Here is a 17911-nt window from a genome sequence, read left to right as displayed (position 1 = left end):
CGTCGGCTCAGGCGCGGCCCAGGTCGTCCTGGTCGTGCCGGTCGTCGTGCCGGTCGTCGTGCCGGTCGTCCTGCCGGTCGTCCTGACCGGTGTCGCTCCGGTCCCGACCCTGGTCGTGCCGGTCGTGCCGGTCGTCCGAGTCGAACCGGTCGTCCGAGTCGAACCGGTCGTCCGAGTCGAACCGGTCCTCCCGGCCGGGCTGGTCAGGCCCCGCCTCGGACCCTGCGTCGGGCTTCGCGTCGGGCCCGGCCTCGGGCTCCGTGGCGCGCTCCGGGTCGGCGCTCTCCTCAGCTCCTTCGATCATGGCCCGGATGGCGTCCGCCTCCTGCTCCACGGTGTCGGGGTCGACCAGGTCGTCGGCCTGCTCGGTGAGCACCGCGACCCACCGGTCCAGCACCTCGGTGGCCTCACCGCTGTCGAAGAGCTCGGCCTGCAGGCGCTCCCGCGCCTCGTCGTAGAGGTCGGCGAACTCCTCGACCTCCAGGAACCGCTCCACCAGCGGGTTGTCGCGGCCGCCGGGGCCGCGCTGGCCGTCCTGGCCGTCCTGGCCGGGTCCGCCGAGCCCGTCCTGTCCGTCCGGGGTGAAGCCCTCCGGCAGCTCGGGCATCCCCTCCGGGGCCTCGGGCATCCCCTCCGGGGCCTCGGGAATCCCCTCGGCCATTCCCTCGGGCATGTCCGGCGCGCCCTCGGGCCGCTCGGGCGGCTGGGGCATCCCTTCGGGCGCCGAGCCTTCGGGGGCCTCGGGCATCCCCTCGGGCATCCCCTCGGGCGTCTCCGGCGCGCCCTCCGGCCGCTCGGGCGGCTGGGGCATCCCCTCGGGCGCCGAGCTCTCGGGGGCCTCGGGCATCCCCTCGGGCGCGGAGCCGGCGCGGTCGTCGTCCGCGCCGCGAGCGACCGGGCCGTCCGGGGTCAGGCCGAAGGCCAGGTTGTGGTCCCAGGCGACGACGGTGAAGCGCTCGGCGTCGGCGTCCCACCACAGGTAGGCGTTGTTGCCGGGCCCGTCGATGTCGTCGAAGTTGCCGATCAGGTCCTCGAAGGCCAGGTAGGTCGCGAAGGACTCGACGTCGAGCCGCTCCGGCAGCTCCGCGGCGAACTCCTCGTCGGAGGAGTTGTTGACGAAGTCGAGCAGCTCGATCAGCGGGGTCAGGTCGTCCTCGTCCCCGGTCTCCTGGTCGAAGACGTCCTCGTAGGCCTCCGGGTCGTCGCCCCGGTAGGACCAGTCGCCCTCGGACTCGGCCTTGTAGAGGATCCCGTCGCCGTCGAAGTTCTCCTCGGCCCACGTCTCGTCCAGGTCCTGCACGACGAGCCGGAGCTCCTCGCCGGCGTCGTTGACGGAGAAGGAGGTGGCCATCGCGTGCTCGCTGGCCAGGCCGCTCTCCTCGAGGAGGTCGAGGGCGACCGCCTCGTTGAGGGAGGTCTCGGTGTCGTTGCCGCGGACGACGAACTCGGTGAAGCCGTCGAGGGACTGCCCGTCGACGAACTCGTCGAGCCGGATCAGCCAGGGCAGCTCGGTGGGCTCGGAGTCGGCGTCGATGCCGCGCAACGAGGAGTTGCCCTTGAGCCGGAGACCGGCGTCGGTGAACTTCTCGCCGTCGATGGTGACGTCGGCCTTGAGCCACTCCTTCTCGCCGTCGCGCAGGTAGGTGTCGATCATCGCCGTGACCTCGTCGGGGTCGACCTGGACGTCGATGTCGTGCAGCGTGGACTGGTCGAAGACGTCCGCGTCGTCCGCGGAGCCGGAGCCGGAGCCGGCGGCGTTGCCGGCCTGGCAGCCGCTCATCAGCAGGGCGAGCCCGACGGTGGACGCGAGCGTCGTCCTCTTCAGTGATCGGGTGGACATGTCCCTCCTCGGTGGGTGTGGTCCTCTGATGTCCACCACGATGCGTCGCCCGGCTGTCCGGCTCCTGGGTCGTGGCTGTGGATCCGCTGTGAGCCCGCATCGCCTGAGCGCACAGGAATTGCACAGCCCCCTGACAGGTGCAGCAGGACGGATCGGGTGCACCCTGGAGGGGTGACCGACAGCGCGCCTCCGCTCACCCGCGCCGACGGCAGCCCGCTGCGGGTCCTGGTCGTCGACGACGAGGCCAACCTGACCGAGCTGCTCGCGATGGCGATGCGCTACGAGGGGTGGCAGGTCGGCGTCGCGCACACGGGGCGGACGGCGGTGGAGCGGGCCGACGAGCTCCAGCCCGACGCGATCGTCCTCGACATCATGCTGCCCGACTTCGACGGCCTGGAGGTGATGCGCCGGATCAGGCGGCGCCACCCCGAGGTGCCGGTGCTCTTCCTGACCGCCCGGGACGCCGTCGAGGACCGGGTCTCCGGCCTCACCGCGGGCGGCGACGACTACGTGACCAAGCCCTTCAGCCTCGAGGAGGTGGTGGCCCGGGTCCGCGCCCAGCTGCGTCGCTCCGGGGCCCTGGCCCGCACCAGCACCTCCACCTTGGTGGTCGGCGACCTCGAGCTCGACGAGGACAGCCACGAGGTGCGGCGCGGGGGTGAGGAGATCAGCCTGACCGCGACCGAGTTCGAGCTGCTCCGCTACCTGATGCGCAACCCTCGGCGGGTCCTCTCCAAGGCCCAGATCCTGGACCGGGTCTGGAACTACGACTTCGGCGGTCAGTCCAACGTGGTGGAGCTCTACATCTCCTACCTGCGCAAGAAGATCGACGCCGGGCGGAAGCCGATGATCCACACCATGCGCGGGGCCGGCTACGTGCTGAAGCCGGCGGAGTAGCGCCGTGCGCCGCCCCTCCCGCGCCGGTGTCGGCCCGTCGTCGCTGACCGCACGGCTGACCGCCACGGTGGTGGTGCTCGTCGCGCTGGTCAGCGTGGTCATCTCCGCGCTGACCACCGCGGCGATCTACGACCGGCTCACCGACGAGCTCGACCAGAAGGTGGCGCAGTCCCACGAGCGCGCGGTGGGCGCCCTGGCCACCGGCGCCCCGGGCGAGCCGCCCCGGGACCGGCGACCCGGCGGGGGACCGGAGGTGCGCGGCCAGGACGCGGGCACGCTCAGCGCGGCGAGGTCGGGGGACGAGAGCTCCGGCTGGGTGATCGAGGAGAGCGGGGCGCTGCGCATGCTGGGCGAGGAGGAGCTGGCGGTGCTCGCCGGGCTGGAGCCGGGCGAGCAGGTGGCGACGGTCGAGCTGCCGGAGTCCGGGGACTACCGGGTGCGGGTCAGCGAGGTGGGCGGCGTCGTGGTGACCACCGGGCTGCCCACCAGCGGCGTCAGCGAGACGGTCCGCACCCTGGTCGGCTGGGAGGCGCTCTTCACCCTGCTGGTGGTGGCCGTGGCCGGCGGCGTCGCGGTCGCCGTCGTCCGTCGTCAGCTGCGGCCCCTGAGCCAGGTCGCCGCCACGGCACGCCGGGTCGCCGCCACCGACCTGACCAGCGGGGAGATCGGGGTGACCGCCCGGGTCCCGGACCGGCTCGTCGACTCCGGCACCGAGGTCGGCGAGGTGGCCGCCGCCCTCAACACCCTGCTCGGCCACGTCGAGTCGGCGTTGGCCCAGCGGGAGCGCAGCGAGCAGCAGGTGCGGCAGTTCGTGGCCGACGCCTCGCACGAGCTGCGCACCCCGCTGGCCACCATCACCGGGTATGCCGAGCTCAGCCTCCGCGACCCGGAGCCCGACACGCTCACCCACGCGATGCGGAAGGTGCGGGGCGAGGCCGCGCGGATGACCTCGCTGGTCGAGGACCTGCTGCTGCTGGCCCGGCTCGACGCGGGCCGGCCGCTGGCCCGCGACGAGGTGGACCTCACCCGGCTGGTGATGGAGTGCGTGGAGGACGCCCGGGTCACCGGCACCGGCCACCGGTGGCTGTTGGAGCTGCCGGCGGAGGCGGTCACCGTGGTGGGCGACGAGCAGCGGCTGCACCAGGTGCTGGTCAACCTGCTCAGCAACGCCCGGCGGCACACCCCGCCGGGCACCACCGTGGTCTCCTCCGTCGAGCGCACCGACGAGGTGGTCACCGTGGCGGTCACCGACGACGGGCCGGGGATCGACCCCGCCCTGCTGCCCGACGTCTTCACCCGCTTCACCCGTGGCGACGCCGCCCGGTCGCGCGACGACAGCGGCGTGGGCCTCGGGCTCGCGCTGGCGCGGGCGATCGCGCGGGCCCACGGCGGGGAGCTGGTGGTCAGCTCCGAGCCGGGCCGGACCCGGTTCGTCCTCACCCTGCCGGCCCCGCGGTGACGCCGGGCAAGGTCGCCGTACCGCTCCGCCGACCGCTCCACCCCCGTAGCCTGACGCCATGGGAGCCGGACGCGCGTTGAGCACGCTGCTCCTCCTCTCCATCCTGGCTGCCGCCGCGGCCTGCAGCACCGGTCCCGAGCGCGACGGCACCTCCTGGCACCCGGCTCCGCAGGAGGTCCGGGGGCTCAGCGTGCTGGCCGAGTCCGACGCCGACGGCTTCCGGCTGCACACCAGCTCGGGGGAGAAGTCGTTCCTGCCGGGGGTCAACCTGGGCTCCACCCTCCCCACCCACCAGCCCGGAGAGGTGGGCCTGATCGGCCCCGAGCACTACCGGCGCTGGCTGGCGCAGATGGGGGAGCTGGGCATCCGGGTGGTCCGGATCTACACGCTCCTCCCGCCCGGGTTCTACCGCGAGCTCGCCGCGTACAACGAGGCCCACCCGGTGTCCCCGATCTACCTCGTCCAGGGCGCCTACCTGCCCGACGAGAGCTACACCGACGAGGACCGCACCCTCTACCACCCGGCGGTCGACGACTCCTTCTCCGCGGAGCTGCGCGACCTCTCCGACGCCGTCCACGGCGACCTGGTCCGGCCGCGGATGCCCGGGCGCGCCTGGGGCACCTACGACGTCGACGTCTCCCCGTGGCTGGTCTCCTGGATCATCGGCGTCGAGTGGGACGGCGAGAGCGTGGTCCGCACCGACGAGCGGGAGGCCGACGCGCCCTACACGCCGGGGAGGTACTTCGCAGCCACCGCGGAGGCGACCGCCACGGAGCGCTGGATCGCCACCCACCTCGACGAGGTGGCCGCGCTCGAGGCCGCCCGCGGCGTCTCGGTGCCGGTGGCACTGGCCAACTGGCCCACCACCGACCCGCTGGAGCACCCGTCGGAGCCGCTGGCGGCCGAGGACCTGGTGGGGGTCGACCCGCTGCACGTGCTCCCCACGCCGCGGTGGCCGGGCGGCACCTTCGCCAGCTTCCACGCCTACCCCTACTACCCGGACTTCCAGCGCTACGAGCAGGGACTGGACGCCGAGACCTGGCGCGGTGAGCCGGACCGGTACGCCGGCTACCTGCGCAGCCTGCAGCGGCACTTCGAGGGCACGATGCCCCTGATGGTCACCGAGCTCGGCGTCCCGGCCTCGCTGGGCACCGCCCACTTCGGCACCAACGGCCGCGACCAGGGCGGCCACCGCGAGCAGGACGCGATGGCGATGAACGCCGAGATGATGCGGATGATCGAGGCGCAGGGCATCGGCGGCGCCTTCGTCTTCGTCTGGGCAGACGAGTGGTTCAAGCGCACCTGGAACACCATGGAGCACCAGGACGGCGAGCGCCGGCAGCTCTGGCACGACCCGCTGACCAACGAGCAGTGGTTCGGGCTGCTGGCCACCGACCCCGCGCCGCTCCCCGACGCCGCCGTCGAGCTGCTCCCCGAGGACCTGCCCGACGACGGCCCCTTCGAGTACCTCTACGCCTGGGCCGACGCCTCCTGGGTGCACCTGGACGTCAAGCACCGCGACGGCCTCCCCGAGCGGCTGGTGGTGGAGGCCGACGTGCTGCCCGGACCCGAGCGCGCCGACTACCGGGTCGTCGTCGACCTCGGCGCCGAGACCGCCCGGCTGGAGGTCCGGCGCGCCCTCGACCCGATGCGCCTGGACACCCCGGACGACCCCTACCACCCCGAGGCCGACGAGGAGTGGCACCTCTACCGGTTGATCACCAACCGGGAGTACCGCCACGAGGGTGCCACCCACCCCGCGGAGTACCAGGACGTCGGGGAGCTCGTGCAGGGGGTGTGGGACCCCGCGTCCCCGGCGTACGACTCCCTGGCCACCTGGCAGTACGACGAGGAGCGGCGGACCGTCTCACTGCGGATCCCGTGGTCGATGTGGGGCTTCGCCGACCCCTCGCTGCGGACCGCCCTCGGCGAGGGCCGGCCGGCGCCGCTGGTCCAGGTCGACGGCATCGACTTCACCCTCGACGCGGACGGCGGGCGCCAGGAGCTGCCCTTCACCTGGCCGACGTGGAACCGGGCCGACTACACCGAGCGGCTCAAGGCCGGGATCGGCGTGGTGGAGGACGCCTTCCGCGACCTGGCTCCCTGAGCGGTGCGCCCCCCCGGACTCACCCCGTGGCGAGCGGGTCGCCGGTCGGCACGGCCGGCGGGTGGTTCGCGTCGTGGCAGAGCCAGGGGGTCCACTCGTCGTCCTCGTCGCCGGCGCGGACGCAGAAGCTGTAGAAGGGCTCGCCATCCTCCCCGGTCTCGGTCTCGGTGGTCACCTCGACCGTGACACCGTCGCGGGGGGAGAAGGTGGCGGCACCGATCTCGACCTCCGCGCCGTAGAGCTCGAGGGCGACCGGCTCCTCGCCGTTGAGGACGCGCTGGTACTGGAACCAGGCCATGTCCTGCCGGTCCAGGTACATCCACCGGTCCTCGTCTAGGCCGCGGTCCAGCCACATGGCGGCCGGAAGCAGCGCCGCCAGTACCAGCAGTGCCCCGACCAGCAGCAGGACGGGGCCCCTGCTCCGGGTGGTCGTCGGGGGCGAGTAGGCGCGACGGGTCATGGGCCCATGGTGCCGCACCCGCGGTCGCCCGGTCCCGTCGGACCCGGCCGTTAAGGTGGCGGTGTGAGCATCCTCGACGACGCCCGTGACGGCATGGACCTCGACACCCGCCCCCAGGACGACCTCTTCGGTCACGTCAACGGGGCCTGGCTGGAGTCCGTGGAGATTCCGAGCGACCGCAGCAGCTGGGGTCCGTTCGTGATGCTCGCCGACGCCGCCGAGGCCCAGGTCCGGGCCATCATCGAGGAGCTGACCGCCGACCCGTCGCGCGGCGCGGAGCCGGAGGACGCCCGCAAGATCGCGGCCCTCTACGCCTCCTTCATGGACACCGAGACCCTGGCCGCCCGGGGGGCGGCCCCGGTGCAGCCGCTGCTCGCGGCGGTCGACGCGCTCCAGGAGGGGGAGCTGGCCGGCTTCCTCGGCGGTTTCGAGCGGCTGGGCGGCGGCGGCCTCTTCGGCTCCTACGTCGACACCGACGCCCGGCAGTCCGACCGCTACCTGCTCAACCTCACCCAGGGCGGGCTCGGGCTGCCCGACGAGAGCTACTACCGCGAGGAGAAGTTCGCGGAGATCCGCGACAAGTACGTCGCCTACCTCACCCGCCTCTTCGAGCTCGCCGAGCGGCCCGAGCCGGAGGCCTCGGCGCGGGCCGTGCTCGAGCTCGAGACGCGGCTGGCCGAGGGCCACTGGGAGCGGGCGGAGACCCGCGACGTGCAGAAGACCTACAACCTCACCACCCGCGAGGAGCTCGACCGGCTGGCCCCGACCTTCGACTGGGGGCAGTGGATCAGTGCCCTGGCCGGCGGCCGCGAGGGGAGCGACGAGCTGATCGCCGAGACCTGCGTGCGGCAGCCCTCCTACCTCGAGCACCTCGCCAAGGTGATCGTGGAGGTCCCGCTCGACCAGTGGCGCCCGTGGCTGGCCGCCAAGGTGCTCCGCTCCCGCGCCGCCTACCTCACCGACGACTTCGTCGAGACCAACTTCGACTTCTACGGCCGCACCCTCAACGGCACCCCCGAGCTGCGCGAGCGGTGGAAGCGCGGGGTCGGCTTCGTGGAGGGCGCGATCGGCGAGGCCGTGGGCCGCGAGTACGTCGCCCGCCACTTCCCGCCCCGCTCCAAGGAGCTGATGGACGAGCTGGTCGCCAACCTCCTCGAGGCCTACCGGCAGTCCATCGCCGCACTCGACTGGATGACCGACGAGACCAAGCACCGGGCCTTCGACAAGCTGGCCACCTTCCGTCCCAAGATCGGCTACCCCGACCGGTTCCGCGACTACTCCGCTCTCCAGGTCTCGGCCGACGACCTGCTCGGCAACGTCGCGGCGGTCGCGGAGTTCGAGACCGACCGCGAGCTGGGCAAGCTCGGCGGGCCGGTCGACCGCGACGAGTGGTTCATGCTCCCGCAGACGGTCAACGCCTACTACAACCCCGGCACCAACGAGATCTGCTTCCCCGCCGGCATCCTGCAGAAGCCGTTCTTCGACCCCGACGCCGACCCGGCCGAGAACTACGGCGGCATCGGCGCGGTCATCGGTCACGAGATCGGCCACGGCTTCGACGACCAGGGCGCGCAGTACGACGGCGAGGGCAACCTCAACGACTGGTGGACGGCCGCGGACAAGGCCGCCTTCGAGGTGAAGTCCACCGCGCTGATCACGCAGTACGACGCCTTCGAGCCCCGCGCGCTCCCCGGCGAGAAGGTCAACGGAGCCCTCACCGTGGGCGAGAACATCGGCGACCTCGGCGGCCTGACCATCGGCCACACGGCCTACATGATCGCGACCGAAGGGGCGGCGACGCCCGAGCAGCGCCGCACGCTCTTCCTCAACTGGGCCTACTGCTGGCGCACCAAGCGGCGCAAGGAGCAGGAGCAGCAGTACCTCACCGTCGACCCGCACTCGCCGCCGGAGTTCCGCGCCAACATCGTGCGCAACCTCGACGAGTTCCACGAGGTCTTCGGCACCGCCCCGGGCGACGGCCTCTGGCTCGAGCCGCAGGACCGCATCCGGATCTGGTGACCGAGGGGCGGCTCACCCCACCAGGGCGCAGACCAGGTCGAGGTTGAGCACGTCCGCGGTCTCGGGGTCGGAGTTGTAGCCGTAGGCCCACGCCTGCGAGCCGTCCTGCCCGATCTCCTCCTGGGTGCCGTCGAGGATGCCGTCGAAGTAGCTGGCCGCACCGAGGATCCGCTTCCCGTCCGGGCAGGTGGCGGTCACCTCACCGCCGCTGGCGGGGCCGACCGCGCTGGTGAAGGTGACCACCTCGTAGCCGGTGATGCCGGGTGTCCCGGCCGGCCCCACGGGCCCGCCCGGGCCCTGGCGACCCCGCAGGGCGGCCACGCTGCGCCGGTTGAGGTCCTTGGTGGTCAGCGACCCGTCCCTGACGTCCTTGGTGGTGACGCTCCCGTCCTTGATCTGCTGGCCGGTGACGACCAGCGCGGCGCTGGCCCCGGTGGTGGCGGAGAGGGCGAGCAGGGCGCCGGCGACGGCGACGGTGGGCAGGCTGCGGCGGAGCGTGGGCAGGGCGGTCATGGCGGCGGCTTCCTGGGAGGGCGGGGCTGGCGCCCCCTGTCTACTCCGCGGCCGCCTCGCGCGTGGCCGTTTCGCCCCGTCCCGCACGCCACGGCACAGCCTCGCGTCGGGTGCGGAAATTAACTGACGCGTAATCCGGCGGGCGGACCGGCGAAATATCCCGCGCCTAGTTTTCTCAGCATCGGAAGATCCGCGGATCACTCAGGACACCCTGTTTCGCCCGCACGCTCTCCTACCGAAACGAATCTCCCTCGTTTTCCAGGAGTCTGTCGTGTCCACTTCGCCCACCGTCGTCGGTGTCTGCGGGAATCCCGCGCCCCGCTCCAAGACGCTCGCCCTGACCACCGAGGTGGTCGCCACCCTCGCCTCCCTCCTGCCCGGTGCCACCACCCGGGTCGTCGACCTCTCCACGCACGGGGAGCGGGTGCTGGCGTGGCAGGACCCTGAGGTCGGCGACGCCCGGGCGGCGCTCCGCTCCGCCGGCCTCCTCGTGGTCGCGACCCCCGTCTACAAGGGGGCCTACACCGGTCTGCTGAAGGCGTTCCTCGACGGCTTCGAGGGCGGGGAGCTCCGCGGCACCCTCGTGGTCCCCCTCACCGTCGCGGCCTCGCCCGCCCACTCGCTGGCCGGGCCGTCCCACCTCGAGCCCGTGCTCCGCGAGCTCGGCTGCCTGATCCCGGGCGGGACGCTCCACGTGCCCGACAAGGTCGCCGCCGACCCGGCGGCCAGGGCCTCGCACGTCGACGCCTGGATCCACGACCGCCGAGCACTGCTGACCTGCGTCCGAGAGGAGAGCCACCGATGACCGTGACCCAGGACCGCCTCGACCCCCAGGCGCTCAAGCAGGGGCTGGCCAGCATGGCCACGCCCGTGGTGGTCGTGACCACCGAGCTCGACGGGAGCCGCTACGGCTTCACCGCCAACAGCTTCACCAGCGTCTCGATGGAGCCGCCGATGCTGGGCGTCTACCTGGCCGAGACCGCGTCGGCGTACGACGCCTTCATGCGCACCACGGCGGTGGCCTTCAACGTCCTCGCCGCCGACCAGGCGGGTGTGGCCAAGCAGTTCGCCACCAGCGGGATCGACAAGTTCGCCGGGCTCGAGCTCGACCCGGAGGTGACGACCGCCCCGGTCCTGACCGGCACCCTGGTCACCTTCGTGGGCCCGGTGGTGGAGCGGACCGTGCTGGGCGACCACGTCCTGCTGCTGGTCACGCCGACGCTGTGCACGGCTCCCCGGCCCTCGCCCCTGATCTACCACCAGCGCGACTTCCGCCACCTGCCGTCTGCCTGAGGAGCATCCCCATGAGCCTTGCCGCCCCCTCCAAGCTGGGTTCCGGCCTGCTGGAGGCCTCGATCTCCGTCACCGGGGCCCGCCGGACCTACGAGCTCGCCGACTTCTCCCACCTCGTCGCGCTGCACGACGTCGACCTGACCATCGAGTCCGGCTCGTTCGTCAGCGTCATCGGGCCCTCGGGGTGCGGCAAGTCGACGCTGCTGCGGATCATCGGCGGTCTGGAGGAGCTCGACGAGGGCGAGGTGACCGTCTGCGGGGTGAGCCCGCGGGAGGCCGCGGCCGCCAAGGCGCTCGGCCTGGTGCCGCAGACCCCGGCCCTGCTGCCCTGGTTGAGCGTGCTGAAGAACGTCACGCTGCCGGCCCGGGTCAACCGGCGCCACAACCGCACCCCGCTGCCCGACATGGAGGCGCTGCTGGTGAAGGCTGGTCTCGGCGACGCGATGCACAAGCTGCCGGTCCAGCTCTCCGGCGGGATGCAGCAGCGGGCCGCGATCGTGCGGGCCTTCGGGCTCCGGCCCGACGTGATGCTGATGGACGAGCCGTTCTCCGCCCTGGACGAGTTCACCCGCGAGTCCCTGCAGACCCAGCTGCTGGACCTGTGGGCCGAGACCCGCTCCACCGTGGTCTTCGTGACCCACTCGATCAGCGAGGCGGTGCGGCTCTCCGACCGGGTGGTGGTGATGGCCCCCAAGCCCGGCCGCGTCGTGGACGTCCTCGACATCGACCTGCCCCGGCCCCGAGACCCGGAGGTGCTCCGGTCCCGGCAGTTCCACCGCTACGAGGACGAGGTCCGGGAGCGGCTGCGCGCCACCTTGGACCAGGCCCCGCACCCGGCGACCGCGAAGGGACGTGTGTGATGCCCGCGACCGAGCTGATCTCCCAGCAGGGCCCGACGACGTCGGGAGCGACCGCGCTGCCGGCGGGCGACCCCGGCCCGGGCTCGCCCCCGGCCTCCGTCGTGGCCGCCACCGCCACCGAGATCCGGCGCAAGAAGACCCAGCAGCGCCTCGCCGTGCTGCGCCCGGCGTACTGGGCCCCCTTCGGGCTGATGCTGGTGCTCCTGGGCTGGCTCTGGAACGTCGGCGCCGACCGGATGCCCTACCTGCTGCCGCCCCTGCAGGACGTGCTGGGCGCCATCCGGGACCAGCCGGACTACTTCCTGGAGAACGCCTGGGTGACGCTCGGCGAGGCGCTGGCGGGGCTCGCCATCGGGTTCACCGTCGCCGTCGTGCTCGCGGTGCTGATCAGCGAGTCCCCGCTGGCCCGCCGGGCCGTCATGCCGGTGGCCGTCGTCCTCAACGTCACCCCGCTGGTGGCGATCGCCCCGGCGCTGGTCGTCGCCTTCGGCTTCGGTGCGGCGCCCAAGCTCATCCTCACCTCGTTGATCTGCTTCTTCCCGATCCTGATCAACACCGCGGTCGGCCTGCAGTCGGTGCCGCGGCAGGTGCTCCAGGTCTTCCAGACCGTCAACGCCTCGCGGTGGGAGGTGCTGCGCCACCTCCGGATCCCCGGCGCGCTGCCCTACGTCTTCGCCTCGCTCCAGATCGTCTTCCCGCTCTCGGTGGTGGGAGCGGTCGTCGCCGAGCTCTCCGCCGCAGGGTCCGCGGCGGGGCTCGGCACCACGATCCAGGTCGCCACCTCCATGAACCGGATGGCCATGGTCTGGGCCGCGATCTTCGTCCTCGCCCTGATGGGCGCCCTGCTGCTGCTGTTCGTCACCGTCGTCGAACGCAAGGTTCTGCACTGGCACGAGTCCAAGCAGAAGTGAATCCCGAGACTCCGAGGAGCTTGCCATGACCGTTCGACCCAGCCTGAGGTCCGCCGTGACCGCCGTCGGCGCGACCGCCGCCCTGCTCACCCTGGCCGCGTGCGGCGGTGACGCGGAGAGCTCCGCGACCGGGGAGCACGGCTCGGCGATCAGCGCCGAGCGCTGCTCGGCCAACGAGGAGGCGGGCAAGGTCACCTACATGTCCGGCTACTACTGGCAGGCCTCGGCCTCCATCCTCGAGGTGATCGCCGCCGACCGGCTCGGCTACTTCGAGGACCTCTGCCTGGAGGTGGAGATGCAGCCCGGGCCGGGTGACACCTCGCAGAACGCCAAGCTGCTCGCCGCCGGCCAGGTGCAGATCACCCCGCTCTCCGGACAGGACGTGATCACCTCGCGGCTCAACGGGCTGGAGATCACCGGGATCTCCTCCTACTCCAACGCCGGCCTGGAGGTGCTGCTGACCGGCCCCGAGATCACCGACCTCACCGAGCTCGAGGGCAAGACCCTGGGGCACAAGGGGTGGCTGCCGATGAGCGTCACCGCCATGCTGGCCGAGGCGGGCCTCGCCGACGGGGCGGTCGACCAGGTGAAGGTGGGCTACGACCCCTCGATCCTGCCGCGGGGCCAGGTCGACGCGCTGACCGCCTTCATCTCCAACGAGCCCAACCAGCTGGCGCGCGCCGACCACGAGGTCACCGTCTGGGAGCCCAAGGACTACGACATCCCCGCCTCCCTCGGGGCGATCGCGGTGAACCCGGCGTTCGCCGAGGAGCACCCCACCGCGGTGGCCGACTTCCTGCGCGCCACCTTCAAGGCGTTCCAGTACTGCAGCGACGACGCCCACGTGGAGGAGTGCCTCGGCTACCAGGCCGACCAGGCCGGCGCGGAGTCCGACCCCGCCCACGAGACCGAGGTGTGGACCACCGAGAAGTCGGTCGTCGCCGAGAACCCGCTGCCCGGCAAGTTCGGCTCGGTCGACCTCGACAACGTGAAGTCCCTCGCCGAGCACGTCGCGACCTACCTGGGCATGGAGGTCACCGGCGAGGAGGCCGTCGCCTGGTTCGACGGCTCGTTCGCCGACGAGGTCGTCGCCGACGACGGCTCCGTCGTCTGGCCCGCCCCCTGATCTCTCACCGACCCACGAAAGGAGCGGCGATGACCGCCAAGGAGTACGGAGTCTTCCTCCCGATCGGCAACGGGGGATGGATGGTCTCCACCACCGCCCCGCACCCGGAGGCCAGCTACGCCTACAACCGGCGCGTCGCGCTGGACGCCGAGGAGGCGGGCCTCGACTTCCTCATGACGATGGCCAAGTGGAAGGGCTTCGGGGGCACCACGGACCACTGGGGCGAGACCCTGGAGTCGATGACCATGATGTCGGGGCTCGCCGAGTGCACCGAGCGGGTCAAGATCTGGGCGACGATGCACGCCAACATCCACCACCCGGCCGTGGCAGCCAAGATGTACACCACGCTGCAGCAGATCTCGGGTGGCCGGGCGGGCATGAACATCGTCAACGGCTCCTACCCCGACGAGTTCAGCCAGATGGGTCTGTGGCAGGAGATGTCCAAGACCGACCGCTACCGGATGACCGAGGAGTGGTGCCAGGCGGTGGTCCGGCTCTGGACCGAGGACCGGGTCACCATGGAGTCGGAGTTCTTCACCCTCGACGACTGCGAGTCACGGCCGCACCCCGACCCGCGGCCCACCATCATCAACGCCGGCACCTCGCAGCCGGGGATGGAGTTCCAGGCCCGCTACGCCGACGGCGCCTTCCTGGGCGCCGACACCTTCGAGGAGATGGTGGAGAAGTCGGCGTACGTCCACGCCCGGGCCCGCGAGCTCGGCCGCGAGTGCCGCACCTACTCGATGATGACGGTGGTGCTGGGCGAGACCGACGAGGCGGCCCGGGAGCGCGTCGCGGAGTACGGCCGCGGTGTCGACAAGGAGGCGCTGCTCAACATGAGCCTGGCCTGGGGGGTGCCGCTGGACCGGGCGCGGGCCTGGGCCGAGGAGGCCACCGGCGAGGAGGCCTTCCAGGTGCAGTACGTCGCCGGCTCGGCCGAGACGGTCGCGGCGGCCATCCTGCGGCTGGTCGAGGCGGCCGAGCTCGACGGCCTGATGCTCATCTTCCCCGACTACCACGCCGACCTCCCGGAGTTCGGGCGCTCGGTGCTGCCCCTGCTGCGCGCCGCCGAGGCGCCGGACCCGACCCCCGTTGAGGAGCTCGCCCATGTCTGACCTCGCACCCCCTTCGTCCTCCGCCGCCTTCCGCAGCGCCGCCGACTCCCTCGAGGAGCTCGACGCGGCCCGGCTCGGGGCGCTGCGGGGCCTCACCCCGGCCGTGGTGGTCGTCGACGTGCAGCACGACTTCGCCGCCCCCGAGGCGATCGGCCACATGTGCGAGACCCCTCAGGACCTGGAGAACGTGGCCCAGGCGGTCACCCAGGTGAGCCGTCTCGTCGACGCCGCCCGCGACGCCGGCGTGCCGGTGGCCTGGGTCCAGCTCGAGACCAGCCACGACACGTGGACGGTCAACAACTGGCTGCGCAACGGCTCCCGGGAGATCCCCCTGGGGGATCGCAACCCCTGTCTCGCCGGTACCCCGGGGGCGCAGTGGTACGGCGGCCTGGAGCCCCGCGCCGACGAGATCGTGGTCAGCAAGGACTCCTACTCCGGCTTCATCGGCACCACGCTGGCCGACGAGCTGGCCGACGCCGGCGTGGACTGGCTGATCGTCACCGGCCTGACGACCGAGTGCTGCGTCTTCTCCACCGCCAACGACGCCATGCAGCACGACTTCCCCGTCGTGGTGCCCTCGGACGCCTGCGCGTCCTACGGCGCCGCCTTCCACGAGTCGGCCCTGGCCATCCTGGCGCTCAACTCCTCGATGGTCACCACCACCGACGTCGTGGTGGAGCAGCTGGAGGCGATGCGGGCCCCGGCGGCGGTGACCGGATGAGCGGCATGCACCTGGCCCTCGACCTCTCCTTCGCCCACACCGAGGGGCGGTGGGCGCTGCCCGGTTCCTGGGTCGGCAAGGAGTTCCCCGACGTCCGCGCCTACATGGAGCTGGCCCAGATGGCCGACCGCGGCGGCATCGACCTGCTCTTCTTCGGGGACGGCTCGGGCATCCCCAGCACCTGGCAGGGGTCCCGCGACGGGGCGGTCGAGTGGGGCGTGCAGTGGCCGCGGCACGACATGAGCCCGGTGATCGCCGCCATGTCCACGGTCACCGAGCGCGTCGGGTTCGGGCTCACCTACTCCTCCACCTTCATGCACCCGTTCTACGTGGCCCGGCTGCTCAACAGCCTCGACCACGTCTCCGGGGGGCGGATCGCCTTCAACGTGGTGGCCTCCACCCGGGTCGCGGACGCCCGCAACTACGGCTTCGACGAGCTGCTCGAGCACGACCTGCGCTACGAGCGGATGGAGGAGTTCATCTCCGTCTGCAAGGCGCTGTGGCGCTCGGTCGAGCCCGAGGCGATCCTCCGGGACCGGGAGACCCGCCGCTTCGCCGACCCGTCCCGGGTGCACCCGATCGACCACCACGGCCGGTTCTTCGACGTCGCCGGACCGCTGGCGTCGGTGCCGAGCCCGCAGATCGAGCCGGTGCTGGTGCAGGCCGGCGCGAGCCCCCGCGGGATCCAGGCGTCGGCCTCCTTCGCCGACCTGGTCTTCGGCTTCGGCTCCTCCACCGCCGGCATGCAACGGCACCGGTCGCTGCTCGACGAGGAGCTCGCCGCCCGCGGCCGCGACCCCGGCAAGGTCGGCATCCTGTGGGACCTGCAGGCGATCATCGGGGCCACCGACGACGAGGCCCGGACCCGCAAGGAGTCGGTGCTGGAGGCGTGGACCGACGAGATGGTGGCGGTCTCGCTCTCGCACAACGCCGGCTACGACTTCTCCACGCTGCCCGAGAAGTTCCGCCTGGGCGACCTGCGCGAGCGCATCCTCGCCGCGCAGGCGTCGCCGGCCGGGCTCGTCGGGCAGCTCGTCGCCGAGCTCGGCGAGGACCACCTGATGACCCGCGCGGAGTTCTTCGAGCGCGGGTGGCGCTCGGCCACCGGCGTCGACCACATGCTCGTGGGGTCGGCGTCCCGGATCGCCGACCACCTGGAGGAGACCTTCGCCGCCACCGGGTCCCGGGGCGGATTCATGATCTCCAGCCCGCTCGCCTTCCCGTCGGGGTATGCCGCGGTGGGCGAGCTGCTGGCGCCGGAGCTGGCCCGGCGCGGTGCGCTCGCCGAGCGGCGTCCCGGGCCCCAGACCCTGCGTCAGGTCCTGTGCGAGTGAGCTCCGCGCCGTCGGTGCGCGAGCAGACCCTGCTGCTCTGCGTGCTGATCGGCACGGTCCAGATGACGTGGGGGGCGATCGTGCCGGCGCTGCCGCTCTACGTCGCCGACCACGGGCTGGCGATCGGCGCGCTGGGGCCGATCCTGGCGGCGTTCGCGATCGGCCGGGCGCTGGTCAACGCCCCGGCGGGCCTGGTGCTGCGGTGGTGGCGGCCGCGGCCCTACCTCTGGGTCGTGGCGCTCGCCCTGGTGGCCGTCACCGCCCTGACCGGGCTGGCCACCAGCACCGGCTCGGTGGTGGTGCTCCGCTTCGTGGCCGGCGTCTTCGGCGGCGCGGCGGTCACCGTGGCCTTCTCCGTGCTGGTCACCGCCGCCCCGGCCGGGCAGCGGGGCCGGGTGGTGGCCCACTCGATGATGGCGATGACGGGAGCGGTGGCCGTCGGCTCCCTGCTGGGCGGGCTGGTGGTGGAGCGGTGGGGTGTGCCGGCCACCTTCGTGGCCGCCGCGGTCCCGCTGCTCCTGGCCCTGGCCTGGGAGGCGCTGCGCCCGGCGACCCACTACTGGGAGGCCTACGCCGCCCCCCGGCCGGACGCCGTCGCTGCCGTCGCGGCCGTCGCGCCCGCTGGGGAGGCTCGTCTCGCGGCGGTCGAGCAGGCTCGGGCCGGCGGGCGGCACGGGCTGGTCGCGGCCCTGTGCGGGGTCTCCTTCGCGACCTTCTTCGTCCGCTTCGCCGGCGAGCAGGGGCTGGTGCCCGTGATGGCCTACGAGGGGGCGGGGATGCGGCCGGTCACGCTCTCGCTGGCGATCGCCGCCGGCACCGTCGCGAGCCTCCTCCTCGCCCCGGTCGTGGGACGCCTGGTCGACCGGGGCGTCCGGCGCCCGGTGCTGCTGGTCACCGGCACCCTGGGTGCCGCCGCCGTGCTGGTGCTGCCGGTCCTCGGCTCCCCGGTGCTCTTCTCGCTGGCGCTGGTCGCCTACTTCGCCGCCACCACCGCGCTCAACGTCGTCCCCGGCGTGGTCGCCGGCGAGAGCTGGGGTCCGCGGGAGTCCGGGGCGGTGATCGGGCTGACCCGCACGGTCGGCGACGTGGGGGCGGCCGCGGGTCCCCTGGTGGTCTTCTGGGTCGTCGAGCGGTGGTCGTGGCTGGCCGCCTGCGCGCTGATGGCGCTGCTCCTGCTCGCCTCGGTGGCCCACCTCGCACGCCACGTCCGACGAGAAACCGTCCGAGAGGAGATGGCCCTTGCCTAGGCTGGCACT

16 protein-coding genes are annotated in these 17911 nt (G+C 72.6%); 13 read left to right on the top strand and 3 right to left on the bottom strand.

Annotated features, from left to right (window positions below; all coding sequences use genetic code 11):
• Positions 1-7: 7 nt before the first annotated feature.
• Positions 8-1840, bottom strand: a complete 1833-nt coding sequence (locus AC3X7R_RS09730; protein WP_489965440.1) for a CotH kinase family protein — start codon at positions 1838-1840, stop codon at positions 8-10.
• 171 nt (positions 1841-2011) lie between these two features.
• Between AC3X7R_RS09730 and AC3X7R_RS09725 the strand changes: the two genes are divergently transcribed.
• The 3 genes from AC3X7R_RS09725 to AC3X7R_RS09715 are packed head-to-tail and all read left to right on the top strand — an operon-like array spanning position 2012 to position 6303.
• Positions 2012-2737 (top strand): response regulator transcription factor, encoded by a 726-nt coding sequence (locus tag AC3X7R_RS09725; RefSeq protein ID WP_489965439.1) that lies wholly within the window; start codon positions 2012-2014, stop codon positions 2735-2737.
• 4 nt (positions 2738-2741) lie between these two features.
• Entirely contained in the window at positions 2742-4196 is a 1455-nt protein-coding gene (locus AC3X7R_RS09720; RefSeq protein ID WP_489965438.1) for a sensor histidine kinase, read from the top strand.
• 58 nt (positions 4197-4254) lie between these two features.
• On the top strand, positions 4255-6303 hold the full coding sequence (locus AC3X7R_RS09715) for a hypothetical protein (RefSeq protein ID WP_489965437.1): 2049 nt from the start codon (positions 4255-4257) through the stop codon (positions 6301-6303).
• 19 nt (positions 6304-6322) lie between these two features.
• Here the strand turns inward: AC3X7R_RS09715 and AC3X7R_RS09710 are convergent, their stop codons facing one another.
• Entirely contained in the window at positions 6323-6763 is a 441-nt protein-coding gene (locus AC3X7R_RS09710; protein ID WP_489965436.1) for a hypothetical protein, read from the bottom strand.
• Positions 6764-6826: 63 nt separating this feature from the next.
• Between AC3X7R_RS09710 and AC3X7R_RS09705 the strand changes: the two genes are divergently transcribed.
• Entirely contained in the window at positions 6827-8782 is a 1956-nt protein-coding gene (locus AC3X7R_RS09705) for a M13 family metallopeptidase (protein ID WP_489965435.1), read from the top strand.
• Between the two features lie 12 nt (positions 8783-8794).
• On the opposite strand, the gene AC3X7R_RS09700 is transcribed toward AC3X7R_RS09705, so the two are convergent.
• Positions 8795-9295 (bottom strand): hypothetical protein, encoded by a 501-nt coding sequence (locus tag AC3X7R_RS09700; RefSeq protein ID WP_489965434.1) that lies wholly within the window; start codon positions 9293-9295, stop codon positions 8795-8797.
• 271 nt (positions 9296-9566) lie between these two features.
• Between AC3X7R_RS09700 and AC3X7R_RS09695 the strand changes: the two genes are divergently transcribed.
• Genes AC3X7R_RS09695 through AC3X7R_RS09655 form a run of 9 tightly spaced genes read left to right on the top strand, consistent with a single transcriptional unit; the run spans position 9567 to position 17902 of the window.
• On the top strand, positions 9567-10100 hold the full coding sequence (locus AC3X7R_RS09695; protein WP_489965433.1) for an NADPH-dependent FMN reductase: 534 nt from the start codon (positions 9567-9569) through the stop codon (positions 10098-10100).
• Positions 10097-10588, top strand: coding sequence for a flavin reductase family protein (locus AC3X7R_RS09690; RefSeq protein ID WP_489965432.1), 492 nt, complete (start codon positions 10097-10099; stop codon positions 10586-10588). The genes AC3X7R_RS09695 and AC3X7R_RS09690 overlap by 4 nt, the downstream gene beginning before the upstream one ends.
• A gap of 11 nt (positions 10589-10599) precedes the next feature.
• The gene (locus AC3X7R_RS09685) at positions 10600-11448 is read left to right on the top strand and encodes an ABC transporter ATP-binding protein (RefSeq protein WP_489965431.1); all 849 of its coding nucleotides are present in this window, start codon (positions 10600-10602) and stop codon (positions 11446-11448) included.
• Positions 11448-12359 carry an ABC transporter permease gene (locus AC3X7R_RS09680; protein ID WP_489965430.1) on the top strand — a complete coding sequence of 304 codons (912 nt, stop codon included), beginning with the start codon at positions 11448-11450 and terminating at the stop codon, positions 12357-12359. Before AC3X7R_RS09685 ends, AC3X7R_RS09680 begins: the two co-directional genes overlap by 1 nt.
• Positions 12360-12384: 25 nt before the next feature.
• Positions 12385-13485 (top strand): ABC transporter substrate-binding protein, encoded by a 1101-nt coding sequence (locus tag AC3X7R_RS09675; protein ID WP_489965429.1) that lies wholly within the window; start codon positions 12385-12387, stop codon positions 13483-13485.
• 29 nt (positions 13486-13514) lie between these two features.
• The gene (locus AC3X7R_RS09670; RefSeq protein ID WP_489965427.1) at positions 13515-14600 is read left to right on the top strand and encodes an LLM class flavin-dependent oxidoreductase; all 1086 of its coding nucleotides are present in this window, start codon (positions 13515-13517) and stop codon (positions 14598-14600) included.
• On the top strand, positions 14593-15321 hold the full coding sequence (locus tag AC3X7R_RS09665) for a cysteine hydrolase family protein (RefSeq protein ID WP_489965426.1): 729 nt from the start codon (positions 14593-14595) through the stop codon (positions 15319-15321). Before AC3X7R_RS09670 ends, AC3X7R_RS09665 begins: the two co-directional genes overlap by 8 nt.
• Positions 15318-16655: an NtaA/DmoA family FMN-dependent monooxygenase gene (locus tag AC3X7R_RS09660; protein WP_489965425.1), complete on the top strand. Its 1338-nt coding sequence runs from the start codon at positions 15318-15320 to the stop codon at positions 16653-16655. Before AC3X7R_RS09665 ends, AC3X7R_RS09660 begins: the two co-directional genes overlap by 4 nt.
• Positions 16652-17902: an MFS transporter gene (locus AC3X7R_RS09655; protein ID WP_489965424.1), complete on the top strand. Its 1251-nt coding sequence runs from the start codon at positions 16652-16654 to the stop codon at positions 17900-17902. The genes AC3X7R_RS09660 and AC3X7R_RS09655 overlap by 4 nt, the downstream gene beginning before the upstream one ends.
• Positions 17903-17911 lie beyond the last annotated feature (9 nt).

The organism is Nocardioides sp. Z22_16 (assembly GCF_058134365.1).
Note: the sequence above shows the minus strand (reverse complement) of the source record. Positions and strands in the feature narration are given on the sequence as shown.

Excerpts from the sequence above, each read along its gene's own strand:
- AC3X7R_RS09730 (WP_489965440.1), bottom strand. The coding sequence starts at position 1,840 with ATGTCCACCCGATCACTGAAGAGGACGACGCTCGCGTCCACCGTCGGG.
- AC3X7R_RS09715 (WP_489965437.1), top strand. The coding sequence starts at position 4,255 with ATGGGAGCCGGACGCGCGTTGAGCACGCTGCTCCTCCTCTCCATCCTG.
- AC3X7R_RS09710 (WP_489965436.1), bottom strand. The coding sequence starts at position 6,763 with ATGACCCGTCGCGCCTACTCGCCCCCGACGACCACCCGGAGCAGGGGC.
- AC3X7R_RS09700 (WP_489965434.1), bottom strand. The coding sequence starts at position 9,295 with ATGACCGCCCTGCCCACGCTCCGCCGCAGCCTGCCCACCGTCGCCGTC.
- AC3X7R_RS09690 (WP_489965432.1), top strand. The coding sequence starts at position 10,097 with ATGACCGTGACCCAGGACCGCCTCGACCCCCAGGCGCTCAAGCAGGGG.
- AC3X7R_RS09685 (WP_489965431.1), top strand. The coding sequence starts at position 10,600 with ATGAGCCTTGCCGCCCCCTCCAAGCTGGGTTCCGGCCTGCTGGAGGCC.
- AC3X7R_RS09680 (WP_489965430.1), top strand. The coding sequence starts at position 11,448 with ATGCCCGCGACCGAGCTGATCTCCCAGCAGGGCCCGACGACGTCGGGA.
- AC3X7R_RS09675 (WP_489965429.1), top strand. The coding sequence starts at position 12,385 with ATGACCGTTCGACCCAGCCTGAGGTCCGCCGTGACCGCCGTCGGCGCG.
- AC3X7R_RS09670 (WP_489965427.1), top strand. The coding sequence starts at position 13,515 with ATGACCGCCAAGGAGTACGGAGTCTTCCTCCCGATCGGCAACGGGGGA.
- AC3X7R_RS09665 (WP_489965426.1), top strand. The coding sequence starts at position 14,593 with ATGTCTGACCTCGCACCCCCTTCGTCCTCCGCCGCCTTCCGCAGCGCC.
- AC3X7R_RS09660 (WP_489965425.1), top strand. The coding sequence starts at position 15,318 with ATGAGCGGCATGCACCTGGCCCTCGACCTCTCCTTCGCCCACACCGAG.